The sequence below is a fragment of the Phycisphaeraceae bacterium genome, assembly GCA_015709595.1.
In the GTDB taxonomy this organism is placed as follows: domain Bacteria; phylum Planctomycetota; class Phycisphaerae; order Phycisphaerales; family SM1A02; genus CAADGA01.
The window spans coordinates 92,126-109,630 of sequence record CP054178.1; the positions used below are offsets into that span (position 1 = coordinate 92,126).

Below are 17,505 nucleotides of genomic sequence, written 5' to 3' on the forward strand. Positions count from 1 at the left end.
CGGAACAGACCCGACGCCGCCGGGAACAGACCGGATGGCGCGGGGAGCCGACCACGTCCGCGTGAAACAAGGTCTGTTGGAAGAGGAAGATTGCGGGAAGGGCGCAGGAAACGGACTGATGGCGCGACTCGTTTGGGCCGGTGAGCAGGCGCCCCAGTGGTGTGGGACTCGGGCTGCGGCTGCGTCGTCGTCGGGTGTGCGGCGCCGGCCACGAGCAAACGATCGGTTCAGTGTCGTACGGGTTCAGCGCGACATTCACGCCGGCGTTCGGCGCACCCGGTCTATCGGTTCCCCTTGGCCTGGTTATGCGTCTTGCAGAGCATTTCGCAGTTCTCGGCAGAGCTGTCGCCGCCCTTGCTCCACGCGGCGACGTGGTCGGCGTCCATCTCGTCCAGCTTGTAGATGCGGGCCTTGTTGGCGTTATCACCCACCGCGCACAGCGGGCAGTTGGATTGATTCTTCCCCCGCGCCGCCTGCGTCTGCTTGGTGTACGCGACTTTCTTGGTCCGCTCGTCGAACACGCGGACGGCCAGCAGCTTCTTCTCCTTCTCCCTGCCAAGCACGTACTCGAAGATGCCTTTGCGGTTGGTCACGTACTCGTCCGCCATCAGCTTCTCCACGGCTGCCTTCACCTCGGCCGGGTTGTAGCTCTGGTCGTGATAGGTTTCGTAAAGCCGGCCCCATTCCAGCCCTTTCATCTCCGGGTAGACGTCCTCAAACACCGTCGAAACCCAATCGATCACCGCGTTAAAGTAGTTCTTCAGCTCGTTGATGTTTGTCTTGTACCGATGAGCGCTCATGTACGCGCCGACATCGCCCTTGCTGACCCAGTCCAGCGCCGTCGCAAGAAAATCCTGCCGGTTGGCGCTGCCCCGGATGTACGCGCTCCACTTCTGGATGTTCGCGTTCTGGCTGTTGCTGAACTCTTCCTTGGCCTTGGTGACGAACGGGCCGGAGTAGATCGCGTTCAATAGCTCCTGCTCATTCAGCGGCACGCCGGCGATGTTGATCGTCTCGAACCACTGCTTGATCTCCGTCTCCGTCCCCTCGCACTCGTAAATCAAGAGCGGCGATTCGTTGATCTTCTTCTGCTGGTCCTTCGGCAGGCTGCTGAACATCTTCGGGTTGCCGTTCTCGATGATCGCGAACTTGTCGGTGACGAACCGCCCGATGCTGGTGATGCGCTGCTGCCCGTCGAGCACTTCGAACTTCCCCCCGCTTCCGGGGTCCGCCGCCACCTTGTTGAAGTAGATCAGCCCGAGCGGATACCCCTTGAGCAGCGACTGAACGACCGCCTGCTCGCGCTTCCCGCCGCCCTCGGCGTAGATGTAGTTCCGCTGATACTCCGGCTGAATCGTGAGCTTCCCGCCCAGCCCGAACAGGCCCTTGCCCTCAAGCTGGTTGTAAACAAACCCGTCGCAGATGTCGGCGACGGTGAGGTCGGTGCGGAGCGTGGTTTTCATCTACTTCTTCCCCTTCTTCGCGGGCTTGCGGTGGCGGATGAGGAGACGCGCGTAGGTTGATACAAGCTCATTTTCGACTCGGATTGCCCCGCGCCGGTTCAAGTCGCCAAACTTCGGCGAGTCTTCCTGCGAATACTCCTTAGTCTTCAGACCTGAATTGTTGTCGCGGTCCGTGATCCCAAGAATCTCGAACTGTTCCGGGTTGTACCGGTCGAGGAAACTTATCGGGACACCCATAGCGCCTGCATGGTCGCTGGGTATCGCGTCGGTATATGGCACCTCGATCGCGTCGTAGTTGTCGTAACGGTCGTAACGCTTCTTGCCCTTGATTTCCTTGTGCTTGCTGAACTTGAGATTGTCCGCCGTGCTCATGCACTGCAACTCTTCGTGGCGTCGCCCGTGGTCGAGGTTCGTGAACCAGCCTACGTTTCGGAACTTCACGAGTCCGGTACTCTTGTCATAGACACCGTCTGCGAAGTCGCGCGCAGCGCCCGCAGGAATGCTAAAATACGCATTCCCGTTGGCGAATCCCGCGCCGACCCACATCTTGTTCCCTTTGATGAGCGGGAAAATCTCCTTGTAGGTGACCGCGTTCTTGCTCCCGATGATCAGAAACTTCTTCCCATGCTCCACGAGCTGCGCGACGTACTCCCGGAACAGCGAGAACGGCGGGTTGGTGACGACGATGTCGGCTTGTTTGAGGAACTCGACGCACTCGGGGCTGCGGAAGTCGCCGCCGGGGTATTGGTCGTTGCCCTTGAGGGCGATGCGGTTGGCCTGGTTCTTCCTGAGGAAGAGTTTGACATCTTCGATGTCGGCCGCGCCGTCGTTGTTCTCGTCCTTGACGTGGTCGACGATGACGGCGATGGCCTTGGGCTTCTTGCGATGGCCGTTGCCCGCGTTGTATTCGTCGAAGAGCGTCATCTGCCCCCCCGTCCCGGCGATGGGCGAGCCGTCGTAGCTGGTGCAGATGAGCCGCTTGAGGCCGAGCTTGTTGAAGTTGGCGGCGAAGTACTTGAAGAAGTTGCTCTCGAAGGGGTCGTCGCAGTTGCAGTAAACGATCTTGTTGCGGAAGGTGTCGGGGTCGTATTCGAGGTAGGCCTCGACTTCCTTCTGGATGTCGATGTACTGCGTGTAGAACTCGTCCTGCTTGGCGGCCTTGGCGGCGCTGAGGGAGCGGTTGAGGGGCTTGCTTCCGCCGTCCTTGCGACGGAGTGTCGTTCGAGCGGGCTTGTCGGGTTCAATCCGGCGTTTCCGTGCCATGATCGCAGCATACCGGGTTGTGTTTGTTCGGGCAAGGGTCGGGTACTGGCGAGTTGATCGCGGGTGGTCCGCTGCTTGCCCGTTCGTTCATCGCCCGTGCTTCGCAACCTTGAACCCCAGCCGCATCTTGACGGCTGGTTCGATGCGTGGATCGGCGGCGATGGTGTTGATGAGTTGGCGCAGGGCCTGCATGGCGGCCTTGCGGGCGGCGTTCTTGGCGGCGATGGCGGGCGTGGTGCGGGTGGCGGCGCTTCGGGCACGGTGCAGGGCGGCTTCGTAGGTTTCAAGGCGATGCAGCAGGTCGGCGGCCCGGTCGGGCGCGATGTGGTACATGGCTGGCTCGCTCGCCAGTTCGCGGGCGAAGATGCCCAGCACGCCGTGAAACTTGAGTTCCGCGCGGGGGACGGGAAGCGACACCGGTGTCCGTGGTCGGCCAGCGGTGATGGCGTCGGCGTACGACGGCGTGGAAGGGATGAGGGGTGAGCCACCAGCCGCCGGGGAAGAACCCTCACCCCCGGAACAAATGCCCCCCGGCCCCTCTCCCAGGGGGAGGGGGAGAGGGTGTGGATTGGGCGTGGTGGCCGCGCTGCTCGTCGGCGCGGCGGCGCTGCGGCTGGCGTTTTGGTCGTCCGCCCGGTTCCCCATGATGCGGGCATGGTACCGGCGGCCGGTGCGCGGTGCAAGGAGGAGGGCGGGGGATGTGAAGTGTGAAGTGTGAAGTGATGAAGTGCGGGCCGTTGGCTGTTGGCTCTGCCCTCTGCCGCTCTGTCCTCCGCCGCTCTTCTCTCCGTGTTCCTCTGTGGCCCTCTGTGGTGAATGTCTTTCTGCTGGTGGCTGGTGGCTGATGGCTCTTGGCTGTTGGCTGTTGGCTTTCCCTCGCTTGCGGTATCATGCCGCGCGGCGGTCGCTGGCTGGGTCCGCCGCGAGGAGATGTCGGTCATGCCCCACCACGATTCCGACCACGACCACCACTTCGGCGCTGCGGCGGGCGGCGCTTCCCCCCCGCTTTCCCCCCCGCTCTCCCCCCCGCTCTCCCCCCCGCTCTCCCCCCCGCTTTCCCCTCCGCTTTCCGGCTCGCTGCGCGTGCGGCTGTCGATCATGATGTTTCTGCAGTACGCGATCTGGGGGGCGTGGCTGCCGCTGTTGTGGCCGTTTCTCCATGGGCACCGCGGGTTCAGCGCCAGTGAGATCGGCGACATGTTCGCGGTGGGGGCGGTGGGGGCGATCATCGCGCCGTTCGTGGCCGGTCAGATCGCGGATCGGTACTTCAGCACGGAGAAGTTTCTGGCGATCAGCCACCTCGTGGGGGGGGCGCTGATCTGGCAGCTCTCGTGGCTGGAGGGGTACTGGGCGTTCCTGGGCTTTTCGCTGGCGTATTCGCTGATCTACTCGCCCACGCTGCCGCTGACGAACTCGCTGGCGTTTCATCATCTGCCGGACCGCGACCGCGACTTCGGCACGGTGCGCGTGTGGGGGACGATCGGGTGGATCGTGGTGGGCATCGCCATCGGTCAGTGGCTGCTGCATCAGTACACGCCGTCGGGGGTGGATGAGGCGGCGGTGCAGGCGGCGCAGTGGCGCGGAATGGCGGATGCGTTCAAGCTCAGCGGGATGCTCGGGGTGCTGATGGGGCTGTTCTGCCTGACGCTGCCGCACACCCCCCCCACGCGGGGCAAGCAGAGCAACGCAACGTTCGAGGCCTTGGGCGAGGTGAGGCGGCAGCCGCTGCTGACGCTGTTCCTGCTGGCGGTGCCGATCTCGTGCATCCACCAGTTCTACTTCGTGCACACGGCGGGCTTTCTGGGTCAGTTCCAGACCAAGGCGGCCACGGCGATCAACAGCGTGTTCGGGGTGGGCGGCGGCGGGCTGATGACCGTGGGGCAGATGTCCGAGGTGCTGGTGCTGGCGGCGATTCCGCTGGTGGCCAAGTCGCTGTCGCGCAAGACGCTGCTGGGCATCGGCATCGCGGCGTATGCGCTGCGGATGGCGCTCTTCGCCTACGGGCCGGGTCTGGCGGGGGGCGACGCCGCGCTGGCGACGATGCTGGTGGTGCTGGGCGTGGCCATGCACGGGCTGTGCTTTGGGTGCTTCATCTTCGTGGCGTTCATGGTGGTGGATGAGCAGACGACGGCGGATGTGCGGGCCAGCGCGCAGTCGCTGTTCAACCTGGTCATCATCGGAATCGGCATCATCGTGGGCAGCAAGTTCGCGGGGTGGGTGGCGGAGTGGGCCACGGTGGGCGACAGGATGGACTTCACGCGGCTGTTCAGCGTGCCGATGTGGATCGCGCTGGGCTGCCTGGCGGTGCTGATCGCGGCGTACCCGGGCGGGCGTCGCTGACGCTGGCCGGGCCGGCGCGCGGTGTGTGTGGAAGGGCGCGTGGGGGGCGCGTGGGGGGCGCGTGGGGGGCGCGTGGGGGGGCGTGGGGGGCGCGTGGGGGGGGTCAGAAGGCGAACAGGGCGTCGAACACCTTGGCGATGAGGCCTTTTTCGGAAGCGCGGCGCAGCTCGCCGGTGTGAACCTTGTCGATGACCAGGTCGTGCAGCTGGTTGGACAGGATGGTGTTGGCGGCGGTGACATCCTGCGGCCGACAGATGCCGGTGACCTTGAGGACCAGGTTCTCCTGATCGTTGCGGATCGAGGTTCGGGCCTCGAGCACCAGGTGGCCGTTGGGGAGTATTTCGATGACTTCGGCGGTCAGCCGGGCGGTGAGGTCGTCGCGGCGCTCGTAGTCGCCCTTGCCTTCGAACTCCTTGTCGAAGGAGAGATCGACCTCGGGCACGTTGTCGCCGCTGCCCTGTCGCAGCTGGAGATTGAGCAGGTCCATGATGTCCAGGTGGGGCCACTTGGCGATCTTGCCCTTGAGGGCGTACTCCTTCTCGGTGTCGAGCTTGGCCCGGCTGCGGGCGTTGCTGGTCTCCTGCACGACGATCTGCACCAGGTCGTGCAGGGCGAACTCGCGCGGGCGGGGCGGGGGCACCACGAAGAGACTGCTGTCGCGCAGGGTGTGCGAATCCCTGGTGCGCGGGGCGCTCGCCCGCTCGCGCAAGGCGCGGGTGATGAGCGAGTTGCTGGGGGCGTCATCCTCGGTCTGCGCTGGGGCGGCGGGCGCGAGCGCGACGGCGACGGTCATCGACGCGGTCAACGCCAGGACCGCGCGGGCCCGGCGGACGCCGGTCCGCTGTGCGGCGCGCGGGCGGGTGCGGCGGCTGCGAAGAATCGGGTGCTGCATCGAATCGCTCCTCGTGTCGCTGGGCGGCGCCGGGCGGCGCTGGGCGGCGTGTTCGGTCAGCGTCCCACCACGGTCGGTGATCGCAGGTCGATCACGGCCTCGCCGGGGCCGGTGATGACGGCGGAGAAGGCGGTTCGCTCGCCGAACTTGCGCAGCTCGATGGCGTCGCCGACGCCGCCCTCGGCGCGGGCCTCGGCCTCGAGCGTGATGACGATGCCGCCGGAGAGGCAGCGAACGACGACGCGGTCGCCGCGGCGGATGACGCGCTGCTGCTCGAGGTCGCGCTCGAGCAGGGGCGAACCGGCCCGCATGGGGCGGGCGGCCTGGCGGCCCGCGATCGACTCCGGGGCCGCGATGGCGCGGGCTTCGCTGGGCTTGCGCCATTCATGCGCTGACGCGACCATCGAGGCGTCGATGGCGTCTCCCTTGCTCACGTCGCGCGACAGCACGGGAACGGGAAGCCGCAGCGACAGGTGCAGCGTGACGGGGAAGGACCGCTCCACCCGTCCGTCGCGCCACAGGCGCACGGCGAGTTCGACGCGGTCGGTATCCAGCGCGGAGAGCGGCGCGATCTCGATGAGCCGGTCGGCGGGCGATTGATCCAGCGATTCGGCGCCGGCGGCGCGCGGCTCGAAGGTCAGCCGGACGTCCGATGCGGGACGCCGCAGGTGCTGCACCAGGCGGCGGGCGACGGCGCCGCGGATGGTCGCCTCGTTGACCAGGGCGTCGGCGGTGAACTCGTTGGCCGTCGCCTCGGTCGCCTGGGCGGGGGCGACGCCGGTCACGCTGGCGGTTTCCATGGCCCTGGGTCCGGGGCCGTCGTGGGCGGGGCGCGGACGCACCAGCACATCCCCCCCGCTCAGGTGGACCGAACCCCAGTGAACCCTGGCGTCGGTGAGGGCGGCGCGGATGGCGTCGAGCGACAGGGTCTGCAGCGACGCGGGGTCGGGGTTCGTCCAGATCGTCAGGTCGCGCAGCGGCTCGACGATCGGGCCTTCCAGCGTCGCCACGTCGCCGAGCGTCAGATGGGCGCGGTCGTTGGGCATGCGCACGGAGCGCTTGAGGGTGACGGAGTCAGCCGCCGCGGGCGTGGCCGGAAGGGCGCCGGTCAGTGCGGCGAGGAGCACGAGGCGGGTGTTGATCCTGAGCATGGGACGGTCCTGGGGAGTGCGGCGTGCTGCGGGTTGCGGGTTGCGAAACAGAGAATCAGGATTCGCTTGACTGACCACTCACGGCTGATGGTCGATGGCTCCGGGCGTTCAGCGGCGGATGCCCGGCGCCTGACGCCGAGTGCCTATCGCCTTAGAACCTCCTGAGGTTCGCCACGTTCTGCAGCACTTCGTCCGCCGCCTTGATTGACTGGCTGTTCATTTCGAACGCTCGCTGCGTCTTGATGAGGGCCACGAGTTCGGAGACGGGATCCACGTTGGAACCTTCGAGGAAGCCCTGCACGAGCGTGCCGCGACCGTCGGTGGCGGGGTCGCCTTCGCTGGCCTCGCCCGAGGCGGCGGACGGCACGTAGAGGTTCTCGCCGATCTGGCGCAGACCGGCGGGGTTGATGAAGGTGGCGATCTGGATGCGGGCGAGCTCGGTGTCCTCGGTGGCGCCCGGCTCGCGCACGAACACGGTGCCGTTGCTGGTGATCGTGACTGCGCTGGGCGGCACGTTGGCGGGAATGGTGATGGGCGGCTCGAGTCGGCGCCCCTGGTCGTTGGCCAGCACGATCTCGCCATCGCGGTTGATCGTGAAGTTGCCCGCCCGCGTGTAGGCCACGCCGCCCAGGTCGGCTTCGACGGACACGACGAAGAAGCCATCGCCATCGATCAGCAGGTCGAGCGGGCGGCCCGTCTGCTGCGCCGGTCCCTGCTCGAAGTTCAGTTGCGTGCCGGAGACCTTCGTGCCCAGGCCGACGTACAGCCCCGTCGGGCGCTGGTCGGCGTTGGCGTTCTCGACGCCCGGCTGGGCCTTCTCCGCGTACAGGAGATCCTGGAAGTTGGCGCGGCTGGCCTTGAAGCCGTGCGTGTTCACGTTCGCCAGGTTGTTGGCGATGATGTCCAGTTCGGTGCTGAGCGCGCTCAGCCCGGTGGACGCGGAATGAAGGGCGATGATGGCCATGGGGAGTTCCGGGAGTGCGAAGTGCTGAGTGCTGAGTGCTGAGTGCCTGATGCTCAATGCCGAATGGCGAGTGCCTAATGCCCACCTCTTTACGCCACCCGCGCCACGCGGTTGATCACCTGGTCGTTGAGCGTGTCGTGGTACTGGATCATGCGGAAGTTGGCCTCGGCGGCGCGTCCGGCGTCGATGAGGGACTTCAGTTCCAGCACGGGGTCGACGGCGCTGGCTTCGATGGCGCCGACTTCCAGCCGCGCCTCCGCGGCGATTCGGACCGCGCCCGCGCCGCCCTCGTCGTGGAACAGGTTGTCGCCCTGCTTGCGAAGCTGATGCTGATCCGCGACTTCCGCCACGCCGATTCGCGCCACCGCCGCGCCGCCCTGGGAGATGACGCCGTCCGGCGCGATGCGCACGCCGGCGGCGGAGTCGAGCCGGATCGGGCGCTGGCGATCATCGAGGATGCGCATCCCGCTGGCCGCCTGCACCAGTTCGCCCTTTGAGTTGATGGCGAAGCGCCCATCGCGCGAGTAGCGAATCGCCTCGCCGCCCTTGGCCCCGGAGGACCGCACCATGAAGAATCCCGAGCCGGTCAGCGCGACATCCAGGGGATTGCCCGTCCGTTCGATCGCCCCCGGCTTGAATCGCGTGCCGGTGGGCTCGGCGAAGACGCCGCCGCCGCCCAGCCGCTCGAGAAGATGGGCCTCGGCGCCGGGAACCGGGGCTTCGATGCGGGCCGGCAGACGCTCGCGCAGAAAGACCTCGTCCGGCTTGAAGCCCGCGGTGCGCACGTTGGCCAGGTTGTTGGCGAGGACGTTCTGACGGTGCATGGCGCCAATCGCCCCGGCGGCGGAGAGGTACAGCCCGTAGTTCACGACGCGGCTCCTTCCAGCACGTGCGAGGGGGAAACATCCACGACCTCAACGGCCGCCCCGGCGCCGAGCACTGTTCTGGCCAGATGCACCGCCGCCGCCGCGTGGGCCAGCCGGATCGCCTCGCAAGCCAGGCGCTCCAGCCGCGCGGCGTTCAGTTCGCCCGCCATCACCTTGCCGGCGTGCTCTCCGATTCGGTGGGCGGTCATTGCATCCTGCGGCCATCGTTCACGCACGTGGACCTCCTTGTCCCTGGCGTTGACGCCCGGGACGATGCAAGCCGCGTGCCTTGCAAACCGGGAGGCCATGCTCGCGGGAATCCCCGCGGATGGCGCTCCGTGAACCGGTCCAGCGGCGCAACTCCCGCGTCCGACGCCGCGCAGAGCGCAAAAACGGCTTCGAGAACCTTTCATGGTCGCCAAGGCGCCACGAAATGTGCGGAAAAGGCGCAAAGCGGTCCGACAGGAAATGCGGTGAAGGAGCATGGGGCGCCGGGCGGTCGGCGGCGACAGGCAGGCGCTCAGTCCTCGATCACCGATTCGAAACAGGGAGCACCGAACTCCCGTCACGCAGTCCTCAGCACTCCCTTCGTGGGGCATGCATGGTCAGTCAGGCGATCAACCTCAACGCAGCCGATGCCTGTCCACACGTGGATCGCAATGACCATCGCTGCGGCCACCGCTTCCGCATCGGGCGGCTGGAGCAGGCGTTCGACGTGTGCTTCGGGGCGTATCACGGCTGCGCGATGTACCATCGCCTCAATCGCGAGATGACCGCCCGGTCCGTTCCCGTCATCACGGTCACCGCCGATGGACACCCCCTCGCCCTTCGACCGACCGGTACGTGACTTCCTGACGTTTCTGCGCGTCGAAGCCGGTCTGGCCCCGGCCACGCTGGAGGCCTACGGGCGCGATCTGGCGGACCTCTCCGAGGATCTGGCCTCGCACGGCGTTTCATCCATCCGGGATGTTCGTGACCGCGACCTCGCCGATCATCTGCGCCGTTTGCGCACCGAGAGGCACATGCAGGCGTCGTCCATCGCGCGGCACCTGGCCACGCTGCGGGTGTTCTTCCGCTTTCTCGCCGCCAACCGGGTGATTCCCGAAGATCCCACGGAACTGCTGGAAACGCCCACGCGCTGGCGGCGTCTGCCGGGCGTGATGAGCCCGCGTCAGATGCAGCAGTTGCTGGCTGCGCCCAGCCCCGAACACGGGGAGCTCTGGCTTCGTGACAAGGCGATGCTGGAACTGATGTACGCCGCGGGGCTTCGCGCCAGCGAGGTGGGCGCCATCCGGCTGGACGAGTATCACGAAACGCTGGGCGTGCTCACCGTGACGGGCAAGGGCTCGAAGCAGCGCATGGTGCCCATCGGCAAGCCCGCGCAGGAGTGGACACGGCGCTACGTGTCCGAGTCGCGCCCCCGGCTGGCGCGGTTCGCGGACGGCCGCGATCAGCGACGTCTGCTGCTCTCCGCCGGGGGACGACCCCTGGAGCGCGTGGCGGTGTGGCAGATTGTCCGCCGCAACGCCCTGCTGGCTGGTCTGCGCGACGTTCACCCGCACAAGCTGCGTCATTCCTTCGCCACGCACCTGCTGGTGGGCGGCGCCGACCTGCGCATCGTGCAGGAACTGCTGGGGCACGCCGACATCGCCACCACGCAGATCTACACCCACGTCGATCGCTCGCGGCTGCGCGACGTGATGAAAAAGGCCCATCCGCGGGCGTGATGGGCCTGAGGGTTGGCCGGTTCCATAGCGCGGCGGGCTCGCCTCGCCGGGTTCACATGGAGTGATCCGGATTGGTGCGGCCGCTCAGCCGGTCGATGCGCCCGATGAGGTCGCGGGCGGCGATGGTGCCCCGCATTTCGCGCACGTCGGCGTCGCCGACCGGTCCATGCACGATCTGGTTGATGATCGGCACCGCGGCCTGCACGAAGGTTCGATCGCGCGGCTCCAGCCGCTCGAGCACCCCGTCGAGCTTCTCCAGCACACGGTCGTACTCGGCGATCTGGCGCACCGTTTCGATGTCAATCATGGACCGCTCATCGGCGTTGACCACGCGCTCCAGCAGCTGCGCCACCTGGTAAAGCGTTTCGCCGTCAGCACGGGTCAGCCGGGGCGCGCCGGCCGCCGCCGGACGATCCACCACGCGATCCACGGACACCGGGAACATGCCCCAGCGGTCCTTGACCAGCAGGTTCTCTCCGTCCGACTCGAGGGGCGATGCGGCGTGCGACATGCTCACCATGTGAGCGCCGCCGGAGCCGTCGCCCGACGTGACCGTCGTCACCGGCGGGCGGTAGCCGTCGTAGATGCCCGAGAAGGCCTCGGCGCCCAGGCGATAGTGAGGTCGGGTGGAGGCGTTCGAGGGCGTGAGCGTCTTGGTGGCGCCCTGATGGGCCGACGCGTCCGCGGGTGAGTTGGACGCGGTCATTGACCCGCCGCCCGACGCCGGCCCCTGCACGGGACGCTGGCCAGCCACGTAGAGCACCACCGCGAAGGCGAGCGACGCCGCCGCCGCCAGCCACCCGGACACCGCGAACCAGCGGGCCTTGAACGAGACCGAAGGCGTCATGAATGACTGAACCCGCGTCGTCTCGGCGAAGACGGCGTCGGCGAAACCGACGGGCAGGGGCTGCTCCGCCTCCAGTGAGAGGGCGTCCCCAAGCAGACCATCCAGTTTTTCGGCGCGGTCGAGCATGGCGGCGCACGCCGAGCAGGTGGCGATATGACGCTCGGCCAGGTGCCGGGTGCGTGCATCCACCACGTCGTCGATCAATCCGGACAACAGCGCCGCCACGTCGCCGCAATCCACCATCACGCCGCCGGTGGCGGGTTCGCTGGAAGTCGTCGGCTCGCGATCAATGTCGTCGTTGAAGGAATCGTGACGCATGGCTGACCTCACGCATGCTTGAACTTGTACACCACGCCGCCGCGCTGCTGCCGGGCTTCCTGCTCGAGGGCATCCATTTCCTCGCGCAGCGCGGCACGGGCGCGGTTCAACCGACTCATCACCGTCCCGACCGGCACCCCCAGATGCTCGGCGATCTCCTCGTAGCCCATGTTCTCGAAGGCCCGCAGGATCAAAATCGCCCTCTTGGATTCATCCAGTCGATCCATCGCCTGGCGGATGCGAGCCACCGAGTCGGCATCATCCACCTGCTCGTACTCGCGGTGCTGGACGAGCAGGGCTGGATCGCTGGAAAACTCCGGCATGGCGCCGGGGCGCCGGCCGCGCTTGAGGTGGTTGATCGAAAGATTCGTCACCACGCGACGAAGCCAGGAGCTGAAGGCCACCTCGCCCGCCTCGGGCGGCTGGCGCCAGAGCTTGACGAAGGCCTCCTGAACGATCTCCTCGGCCTTGTGACGGTCGCGGCAGATGCCGGTGCTCAGCGCGATGAGCCGCGGACCCAGACGGGTCATCCACTCGCTCAACTTGGCTTCGCTGATGGCGTGTGCCACGGCAGCCGCTCCACGTCTCCCCGGTGGGGCGGCCGACTGACCGCCGCTTTGAAAGACCCGTCATCCATCCGGGTATTCCGTGCGATTCGAGGAATCGTCGCCGCCGGAAAGGTCCGAGAATCTTACTCGCCAGGACGCCCGTAGCCCCGCGCTCCCGGGGCCTGAGGTCGGAACTTCTCATCCAGCAAGGGGTTGAGGTCCGTCACCTCATCCGAACCAACACGTCCCGGCAGCTCCAGACGACGCTGGCCCTCACCCCCCCACCAGAGATTCGACTCGAGCACGAAGGAACCGGCATCCACACCCGGACCGATGTTCCACGGCTGGCGGATCGTCTCCTGGTTCCAGACCACGAGATTGGACGTCAGCACTCCCCGCTGGCACGGGCCGAACCGGGAGTCATCCGTCTCCTGCAGGATCCGGAAGGCCCACATCCGGGGGTTGACCACCGTACAGGCATGCACCGTCACGCCGCGCGCCCCCACGAAGGCCACCGCGCAATCGCCTCCCACGAAAAGGCATCGTTCGATGGTGATCCGCTCCGCTTCGAAGCGTGATCCGGGCGCGGCGTCGACGGGCACGGGGGGACGGAAGAACCGCAAACCCGTCGATCCGCCCGCGTTGATCGCGCGCTTGCCGGCATCGCGGAAGATGCATTCGAGAATCGTGATGTCCGTCGATCCGCCCTTGGCCTGCACACCGTTGTCCTGGCTGAAGTCGAGCAGCCCCCTGAACTCGCAGCGCTCAATGGTCACGTCCTTGCAGCCCACGAGATCCACGGCCGACCCGCCCCACCCCTCAACGATGCATTCGATCAGGTACACGCCGGAGAGGCCGGAAATCTTGATGCCGTCGTGGTTGCCCACCGGACCCGTGCGCAGCACGCTCACGCGCTCCAGCCGCACATTGGCGGGCCATGGCTGGGCATCGGGGGTCTTGTCGGGGTCGATCCCACCGTCATCCATGTTGATGCCGTTGCCGCTGGCGCCGACCACCTGGATGTCGCGGATGATGACGTGACGCGGCCGGACGAGGTGAAGCCCCTGCTCGCGCGCCCCGATCAGGACCGGATGATCCCGACTGAGGGGTCGGATGATGATCGGCTTGTCCGACGCGCCGTGCAGATCCTCGAAGTACGCCGCGATGTGCCGCCCCGGCATGAGCACGATTTCATCGCCCGGCTTGAGGCGCGGCGCCAGTCGAGACCAGTCGTCGCCCGGTGAGACCAGGTGCTGCGTCGCCCACGCCGAGAGCGTGAGACAACCCGTCCCGACAACCGTCAACGCTTGCCGAAGAATCGACATCATGCCATCATCCCCCGCGTACTGGATGGCGGAGTGACCTGAAGCACACTGCATGGTTCATCGAACCGCGCCTCGGCGTCCTTCAAAAACGCTGGGAAAAGCAGGGTTGTGCCGGATGAAAAGGTCGTCCGGCCGCTCCGCACCACCCGATCACCTCGCCCGGACACCACCACGCCGCGCCCGCGCGTGACGATCCAGATCACCGGAACGCCATTGGTCACGATGGGCAGGGTCGCTTCCCCGGTGGCGTCCAACCGTTCAATGCTGAAGAACGTCGTCACGCACAGGGGCGTGGTGCGGAACCCCCGCACCTCGTACGGTTCGAGGAATCGCGATGAAGGCGACGATGGCGCGGGGAAGGTCATGCATGCCAGCGCCTGCTCGACGTGCAGCGCCCGTTCCGTCCGGCCCCAGTCGAAGACGCGAAAGGTCGTATCGCTGGGCGTCTGCACTTCCGCCACCAGCACACCTGCTCCGAGTGCATGACATGTGCCGCTGGGCAGGTAATGGCATTCGCCCGCCGCCGCGGGCACGGCGATCAGGTCGGCCACCACCTCACCCGTGCGAATGTGACGCTCAAACTGCTCCCGCGTCACACCGGGCCGAACACCCTTGTAGATCACCGCGCCCGGCTCGGCCTCCAGCACCACCCACGCTTCGGACTTCAGATGCGCCTCCGGATGCGACGCGGCATAGGCCTCATCCGGATGCACCTGCACCGACAGGTTCTCCCGTGCATCCAGGAACTTGATCAGCAGCGGGAATCCGCCCTCCGGCGAGAGCGACGCCCGACCCATGATCGCCTCCCGGTCATCGGCGATGACCTGATGCAGCGTCCGCCCCGCCCACGGGCCATCGGCAATCACGCTTCGCCCGTCGGGAATCGACTCGGGCAGGTCGGCCACCTCCCACGATTCGCCGATCAGTTCGCCCGCGGGCAACAGTTTGCCGTACCGCTCCAGCCGACGACCGCCCCACACCTTGGGTTTGAGGAGGGGGCGAAAGGTCAGCGGCGTGTCGGGCCTGATCGTCATGGGTCATCCGTGACTGGCGACGCGGGATCGCTCTCCCTCGGGCAGACATCATGGGGCCGCCACCGGCTCACCGCATTGCACCGAGAAAAGTTGCGCTGGATTCCGGTGGGCTGATGCGGTTCCGGCATCCAAGAATAGGGGCATCGAGGGGGATGCGTCGGACGAAAGGTACGTCATGATCAACACTCTCTCCCGCCTGATGATCGGTTCGGTGCTCATCGCGTTGAGTTTCAGTGCCGCCGCGCAGGTGGTGGTCAACATGCCGCCGCCTCCGGCTCGGTCTGCATCCGGCGAGGCGCGCGACGCGACGACCGCCTCATCGACCGCCACGGAAACGGGCCTGCTGGCGCTGAGCCGCTACGTGGGCGCGCAGGTCAGCCCCACCATCACCACGGCTCCCGCGTCCGGTCCGTTGGCGTACGCCTACGGCCTGAGCACCCGGTATCGCTCGATTGGTTGGGATGGCTGGCATGGGTGGTACGGCGGCCCCGGGTGCTGGGGCTGGCCGATCATCGTGCATCCGAAACACCCGATCGTGCCGGGACACGGGCACTGTCCGCCGGACTTCTTCTCCGGCAGTTTCAAGTACAGCGGGTCGAAGTGGAACATCCGCCTGCGGTTCTGAACCAACGGCATGCCGCTACGCCACCGCGCCGCGGCCCTGCTGATCGTTCACTACCATGCCCGTGATGGTGGCCTCGAAGGCGATCTGATCGTCCACGATGCCCTGCACGCGGCTGACGAACCGCCGCGGCTGGAATTTCTCTTCCTTCGCCAGCAGCAGAAGCCGGTCGCCCGGCACCACCTGCGCCCTGAACGACGTGTCATCCACGCGCGTGAAAGCCAGAAAGCGGGATTCTCTGGTTCGATACCGGTACAGCACGCTCGCCAACTGTGCGGCGGCCTCGATCATCAGCACGCCGGGCAGCAATGGACGACCCGGAATGTGCCCCGGCACCCAGAACTCATCCGGCCGCACGTTCTTGACGCCGAGAATCCGCGTGTAGTCGGGGGAATGCCAGATCACGTGATCCAGATGGCGCATGTGCCCGCACTGCGGATTGAGACGCCCGATTTCCTCCGGCGTGACGGCGACCTGGTTCAGGTCGATTCCGGACATGTCAAACAGGGGCTGAGCCGGCAAGCGGTGAATCTCCTTGGAATGACACGCTGCGTCAGTCGTGAATGCAGGCCAGGGGTGAACCTGACCAATGTCGCCTGACCGCGACTGCCGCTCGGTCGGAACGGCCTGCGCCCCCCTTGCGTGGGATGGAGGATGCCTGGAGGCGCTTCGCTCGACCGCCGGAGCCGGATCAGCCGCCCGTCGCGCCGCCGGCCTCGCGAGTTTCGAGGATCTTGATGCGAACCTCCTGCGCGGCGTTTTTGATCTCCTGCATCTGCTTGCGGACGCGCGTCCCGGCGGCCTTGTTGCCGCCCTGGGCCTTCTGCACGTCCTCTGCCGCTTCCTGCACGAGCTTCACCAGTCGGTCGTACGCTTCCATGATCGATTCTCCTGGCCGGCTGGCCTGCACGTCGATGGCCGGGCCATCCGCCCTGCCTGAACCCCACCGGTGCAGATGGTAGGCATGAGGCGCCCCACGCGCCAAGGTCCGGGAATGTCGATGATTCCATGTTCTCGCCCTGATGCGAGGCGCCATGGTGTGTCAAGAAAGCGACCCGCCGAGGGGCGGGTCGCGTGGGTGCTTCACAGGTCAGCACGCTGCTCACGTTCAAGCGCGGCGGCGACGACGAGCCGTGACGCCCGCCAGACCGAGCAGCGCCAGAGCACCGGGCGCGGGGATCTCGGTGTCGATGAAGAGCTGCCACTGCGCGGCTCCGGAGAAGCCGAAGCTGTAGTGGTTGGCCTGCTGGCCGTCATAGACCAGCGCCCCGCCGAGGGCCACCTGCCCGCCGAACTTGCTGGTCAGGTAGGCCAGACCGGCGGCGTTGAGGTTGATGTTCACCGTGGTGCCGTTGGTTCCGGCGCCGATGTTGATGCTGGCGATCATCGACCCGTTCGCCAGATCGGCGAAGGTGTTGAGCGTGTTGCCGGTGGCGTTGACCAGGTCGGAGATGCTGCCCTCGTAGGTCCACATGTTGTAGACGGCATTGGGGCCGGAGAACCCGCCACTCGGCTGGAAGATCGACACGGTGGCGGCCACCGCCTGCCCGGAGAAGCTCGACAGGTCGAAGACACCGAAGTTGTGGTAGATGTCCGCGCCAAGCTTGCCCGTGATGTAGTTGGTGTTGGTGGTGCTGTGGACTCCGAGACTGTTGTACCAGCCCTGGTCGATCCACGGCGCCAAGCCGCCGCCCGCGGATGCCGCGCCCGCCACCAGCGCTGCGGCCGCCCCGCTCAGAACAGTCAGTTTCTTCATGACTCGCCACTCCTCTAGAACGAGCGCCGCCAGGACACACGCCCAATCGACGTTCGCGGTGATGAACGAACACCTCCGACAACCCGTGCGACACCGCACAGCCCCGAAACTGAACCGTCCACCGGAAGAACCAAGATTGTGTCAGAGAACCCCCTCTGACCAGCGGCAAACGTGGCCGCACCACCCCCAGACCGCTTCATCATGCCACTGGGCGGCACACTGTCAAGAGCCCTGATTCGTTTTTGAAGGCGATTTCACGCGACCAAGGCGCTCCCCACATCCCATGATGACCAGAAGCACCGCAACACCACCCATACCGCATGTGAAAATGGATAAAACGACGCGTCCGGTCAAGGGCGTTACCTCTTCAGGGAGGGAGCGACCCGACG

19 protein-coding genes are annotated in these 17,505 nt (G+C 66.6%); 4 read left to right on the forward strand and 15 right to left on the reverse strand.

Going from position 1 to position 17,505, the window contains the following annotated elements:
• Window positions 1-281: 281 nt before the first annotated feature.
• From HRU76_00425 to HRU76_00435, 3 genes are all read right to left on the reverse strand, one after another.
• The gene (locus HRU76_00425; GenBank protein QOJ16154.1) at window positions 282-1,463 is read right to left on the reverse strand and encodes a DUF262 domain-containing protein; all 1,182 of its coding nucleotides are present in this window, start codon (window positions 1,461-1,463) and stop codon (window positions 282-284) included.
• Window positions 1,464-2,726, reverse strand: a complete 1,263-nt coding sequence (locus HRU76_00430; GenBank protein ID QOJ16155.1) for a DNA methyltransferase — start codon at window positions 2,724-2,726, stop codon at window positions 1,464-1,466. It lies immediately after the preceding gene.
• Window positions 2,727-2,813: 87 nt separating this feature from the next.
• The gene (locus HRU76_00435) at window positions 2,814-3,143 is read right to left on the reverse strand and encodes a hypothetical protein (protein QOJ16156.1); all 330 of its coding nucleotides are present in this window, start codon (window positions 3,141-3,143) and stop codon (window positions 2,814-2,816) included.
• Window positions 3,144-3,665: 522 nt separating this feature from the next.
• On the opposite strand from HRU76_00435, the gene HRU76_00440 reads away from it, so the two are divergent.
• Window positions 3,666-5,066, forward strand: a complete 1,401-nt coding sequence (locus HRU76_00440; protein ID QOJ16157.1) for an MFS transporter — start codon at window positions 3,666-3,668, stop codon at window positions 5,064-5,066.
• Between the two features lie 103 nt (window positions 5,067-5,169).
• On the opposite strand, the gene HRU76_00445 is transcribed toward HRU76_00440, so the two are convergent.
• From HRU76_00445 to HRU76_00465, 5 genes are all read right to left on the reverse strand, one after another.
• Window positions 5,170-5,958, reverse strand: coding sequence for a flagellar basal body L-ring protein FlgH (locus HRU76_00445; GenBank protein ID QOJ16158.1), 789 nt, complete (start codon window positions 5,956-5,958; stop codon window positions 5,170-5,172).
• 56 nt (window positions 5,959-6,014) lie between these two features.
• A complete protein-coding gene (gene flgA / locus HRU76_00450; GenBank protein QOJ16159.1) occupies window positions 6,015-7,109 on the reverse strand; it encodes a flagellar basal body P-ring formation protein FlgA in 1,095 nt (364 codons plus the stop codon).
• 151 nt (window positions 7,110-7,260) lie between these two features.
• Window positions 7,261-8,073 carry a flagellar basal-body rod protein FlgG gene (gene flgG, locus HRU76_00455; protein QOJ16160.1) on the reverse strand — a complete coding sequence of 271 codons (813 nt, stop codon included), beginning with the start codon at window positions 8,071-8,073 and terminating at the stop codon, window positions 7,261-7,263.
• Window positions 8,074-8,162: 89 nt separating this feature from the next.
• Window positions 8,163-8,942, reverse strand: coding sequence for a flagellar hook-basal body protein (locus HRU76_00460; protein ID QOJ16161.1), 780 nt, complete (start codon window positions 8,940-8,942; stop codon window positions 8,163-8,165).
• Window positions 8,939-9,175, reverse strand: coding sequence for a hypothetical protein (locus HRU76_00465; GenBank protein QOJ16162.1), 237 nt, complete (start codon window positions 9,173-9,175; stop codon window positions 8,939-8,941). Before HRU76_00465 ends, HRU76_00460 begins: the two co-directional genes overlap by 4 nt.
• Window positions 9,176-9,540: 365 nt before the next feature.
• Between HRU76_00465 and HRU76_00470 the strand changes: the two genes are divergently transcribed.
• Together HRU76_00470 and HRU76_00475 are read left to right on the forward strand one after the other, a co-directional pair.
• Entirely contained in the window at window positions 9,541-9,786 is a 246-nt protein-coding gene (locus tag HRU76_00470) for a hypothetical protein (protein ID QOJ16163.1), read from the forward strand.
• A complete protein-coding gene (locus tag HRU76_00475; protein QOJ16164.1) occupies window positions 9,749-10,666 on the forward strand; it encodes a tyrosine recombinase XerD in 918 nt (305 codons plus the stop codon). The genes HRU76_00470 and HRU76_00475 overlap by 38 nt, the downstream gene beginning before the upstream one ends.
• A gap of 52 nt (window positions 10,667-10,718) precedes the next feature.
• On the opposite strand, the gene HRU76_00480 is transcribed toward HRU76_00475, so the two are convergent.
• The 4 genes from HRU76_00480 to HRU76_00495 all read right to left on the reverse strand — a co-directional run bounded on the left by HRU76_00480 (window position 10,719) and on the right by HRU76_00495 (window position 14,738).
• Window positions 10,719-11,831 carry a zf-HC2 domain-containing protein gene (locus tag HRU76_00480; protein QOJ16165.1) on the reverse strand — a complete coding sequence of 371 codons (1,113 nt, stop codon included), beginning with the start codon at window positions 11,829-11,831 and terminating at the stop codon, window positions 10,719-10,721.
• Window positions 11,832-11,839: 8 nt separating this feature from the next.
• Window positions 11,840-12,400: an RNA polymerase sigma factor gene (locus tag HRU76_00485; protein ID QOJ16166.1), complete on the reverse strand. Its 561-nt coding sequence runs from the start codon at window positions 12,398-12,400 to the stop codon at window positions 11,840-11,842.
• 122 nt (window positions 12,401-12,522) lie between these two features.
• Complete coding sequence (locus tag HRU76_00490) at window positions 12,523-13,707, reverse strand: right-handed parallel beta-helix repeat-containing protein (GenBank protein QOJ16167.1); 1,185 nt, start codon at window positions 13,705-13,707, stop codon at window positions 12,523-12,525.
• Window positions 13,704-14,738 carry a class I mannose-6-phosphate isomerase gene (locus HRU76_00495; GenBank protein ID QOJ16168.1) on the reverse strand — a complete coding sequence of 345 codons (1,035 nt, stop codon included), beginning with the start codon at window positions 14,736-14,738 and terminating at the stop codon, window positions 13,704-13,706. The genes HRU76_00490 and HRU76_00495 overlap by 4 nt, the downstream gene beginning before the upstream one ends.
• A gap of 175 nt (window positions 14,739-14,913) precedes the next feature.
• Here HRU76_00495 and HRU76_00500 point away from each other — a divergent pair, with 175 nt between their 5' ends.
• Window positions 14,914-15,363 (forward strand): hypothetical protein, encoded by a 450-nt coding sequence (locus tag HRU76_00500; GenBank protein ID QOJ16169.1) that lies wholly within the window; start codon window positions 14,914-14,916, stop codon window positions 15,361-15,363.
• Between the two features lie 15 nt (window positions 15,364-15,378).
• On the opposite strand, the gene HRU76_00505 is transcribed toward HRU76_00500, so the two are convergent.
• The 3 genes from HRU76_00505 to HRU76_00515 form a co-directional block, all read right to left on the reverse strand.
• The gene (locus HRU76_00505) at window positions 15,379-15,882 is read right to left on the reverse strand and encodes a hypothetical protein (protein ID QOJ16170.1); all 504 of its coding nucleotides are present in this window, start codon (window positions 15,880-15,882) and stop codon (window positions 15,379-15,381) included.
• A 169-nt stretch (window positions 15,883-16,051) separates the two neighbouring features.
• Complete coding sequence (locus HRU76_00510) at window positions 16,052-16,240, reverse strand: histone H1 (GenBank protein ID QOJ16171.1); 189 nt, start codon at window positions 16,238-16,240, stop codon at window positions 16,052-16,054.
• 228 nt (window positions 16,241-16,468) lie between these two features.
• Window positions 16,469-17,116 carry a hypothetical protein gene (locus tag HRU76_00515; GenBank protein ID QOJ16172.1) on the reverse strand — a complete coding sequence of 216 codons (648 nt, stop codon included), beginning with the start codon at window positions 17,114-17,116 and terminating at the stop codon, window positions 16,469-16,471.
• Window positions 17,117-17,505: the final 389 nt, after the last annotated feature.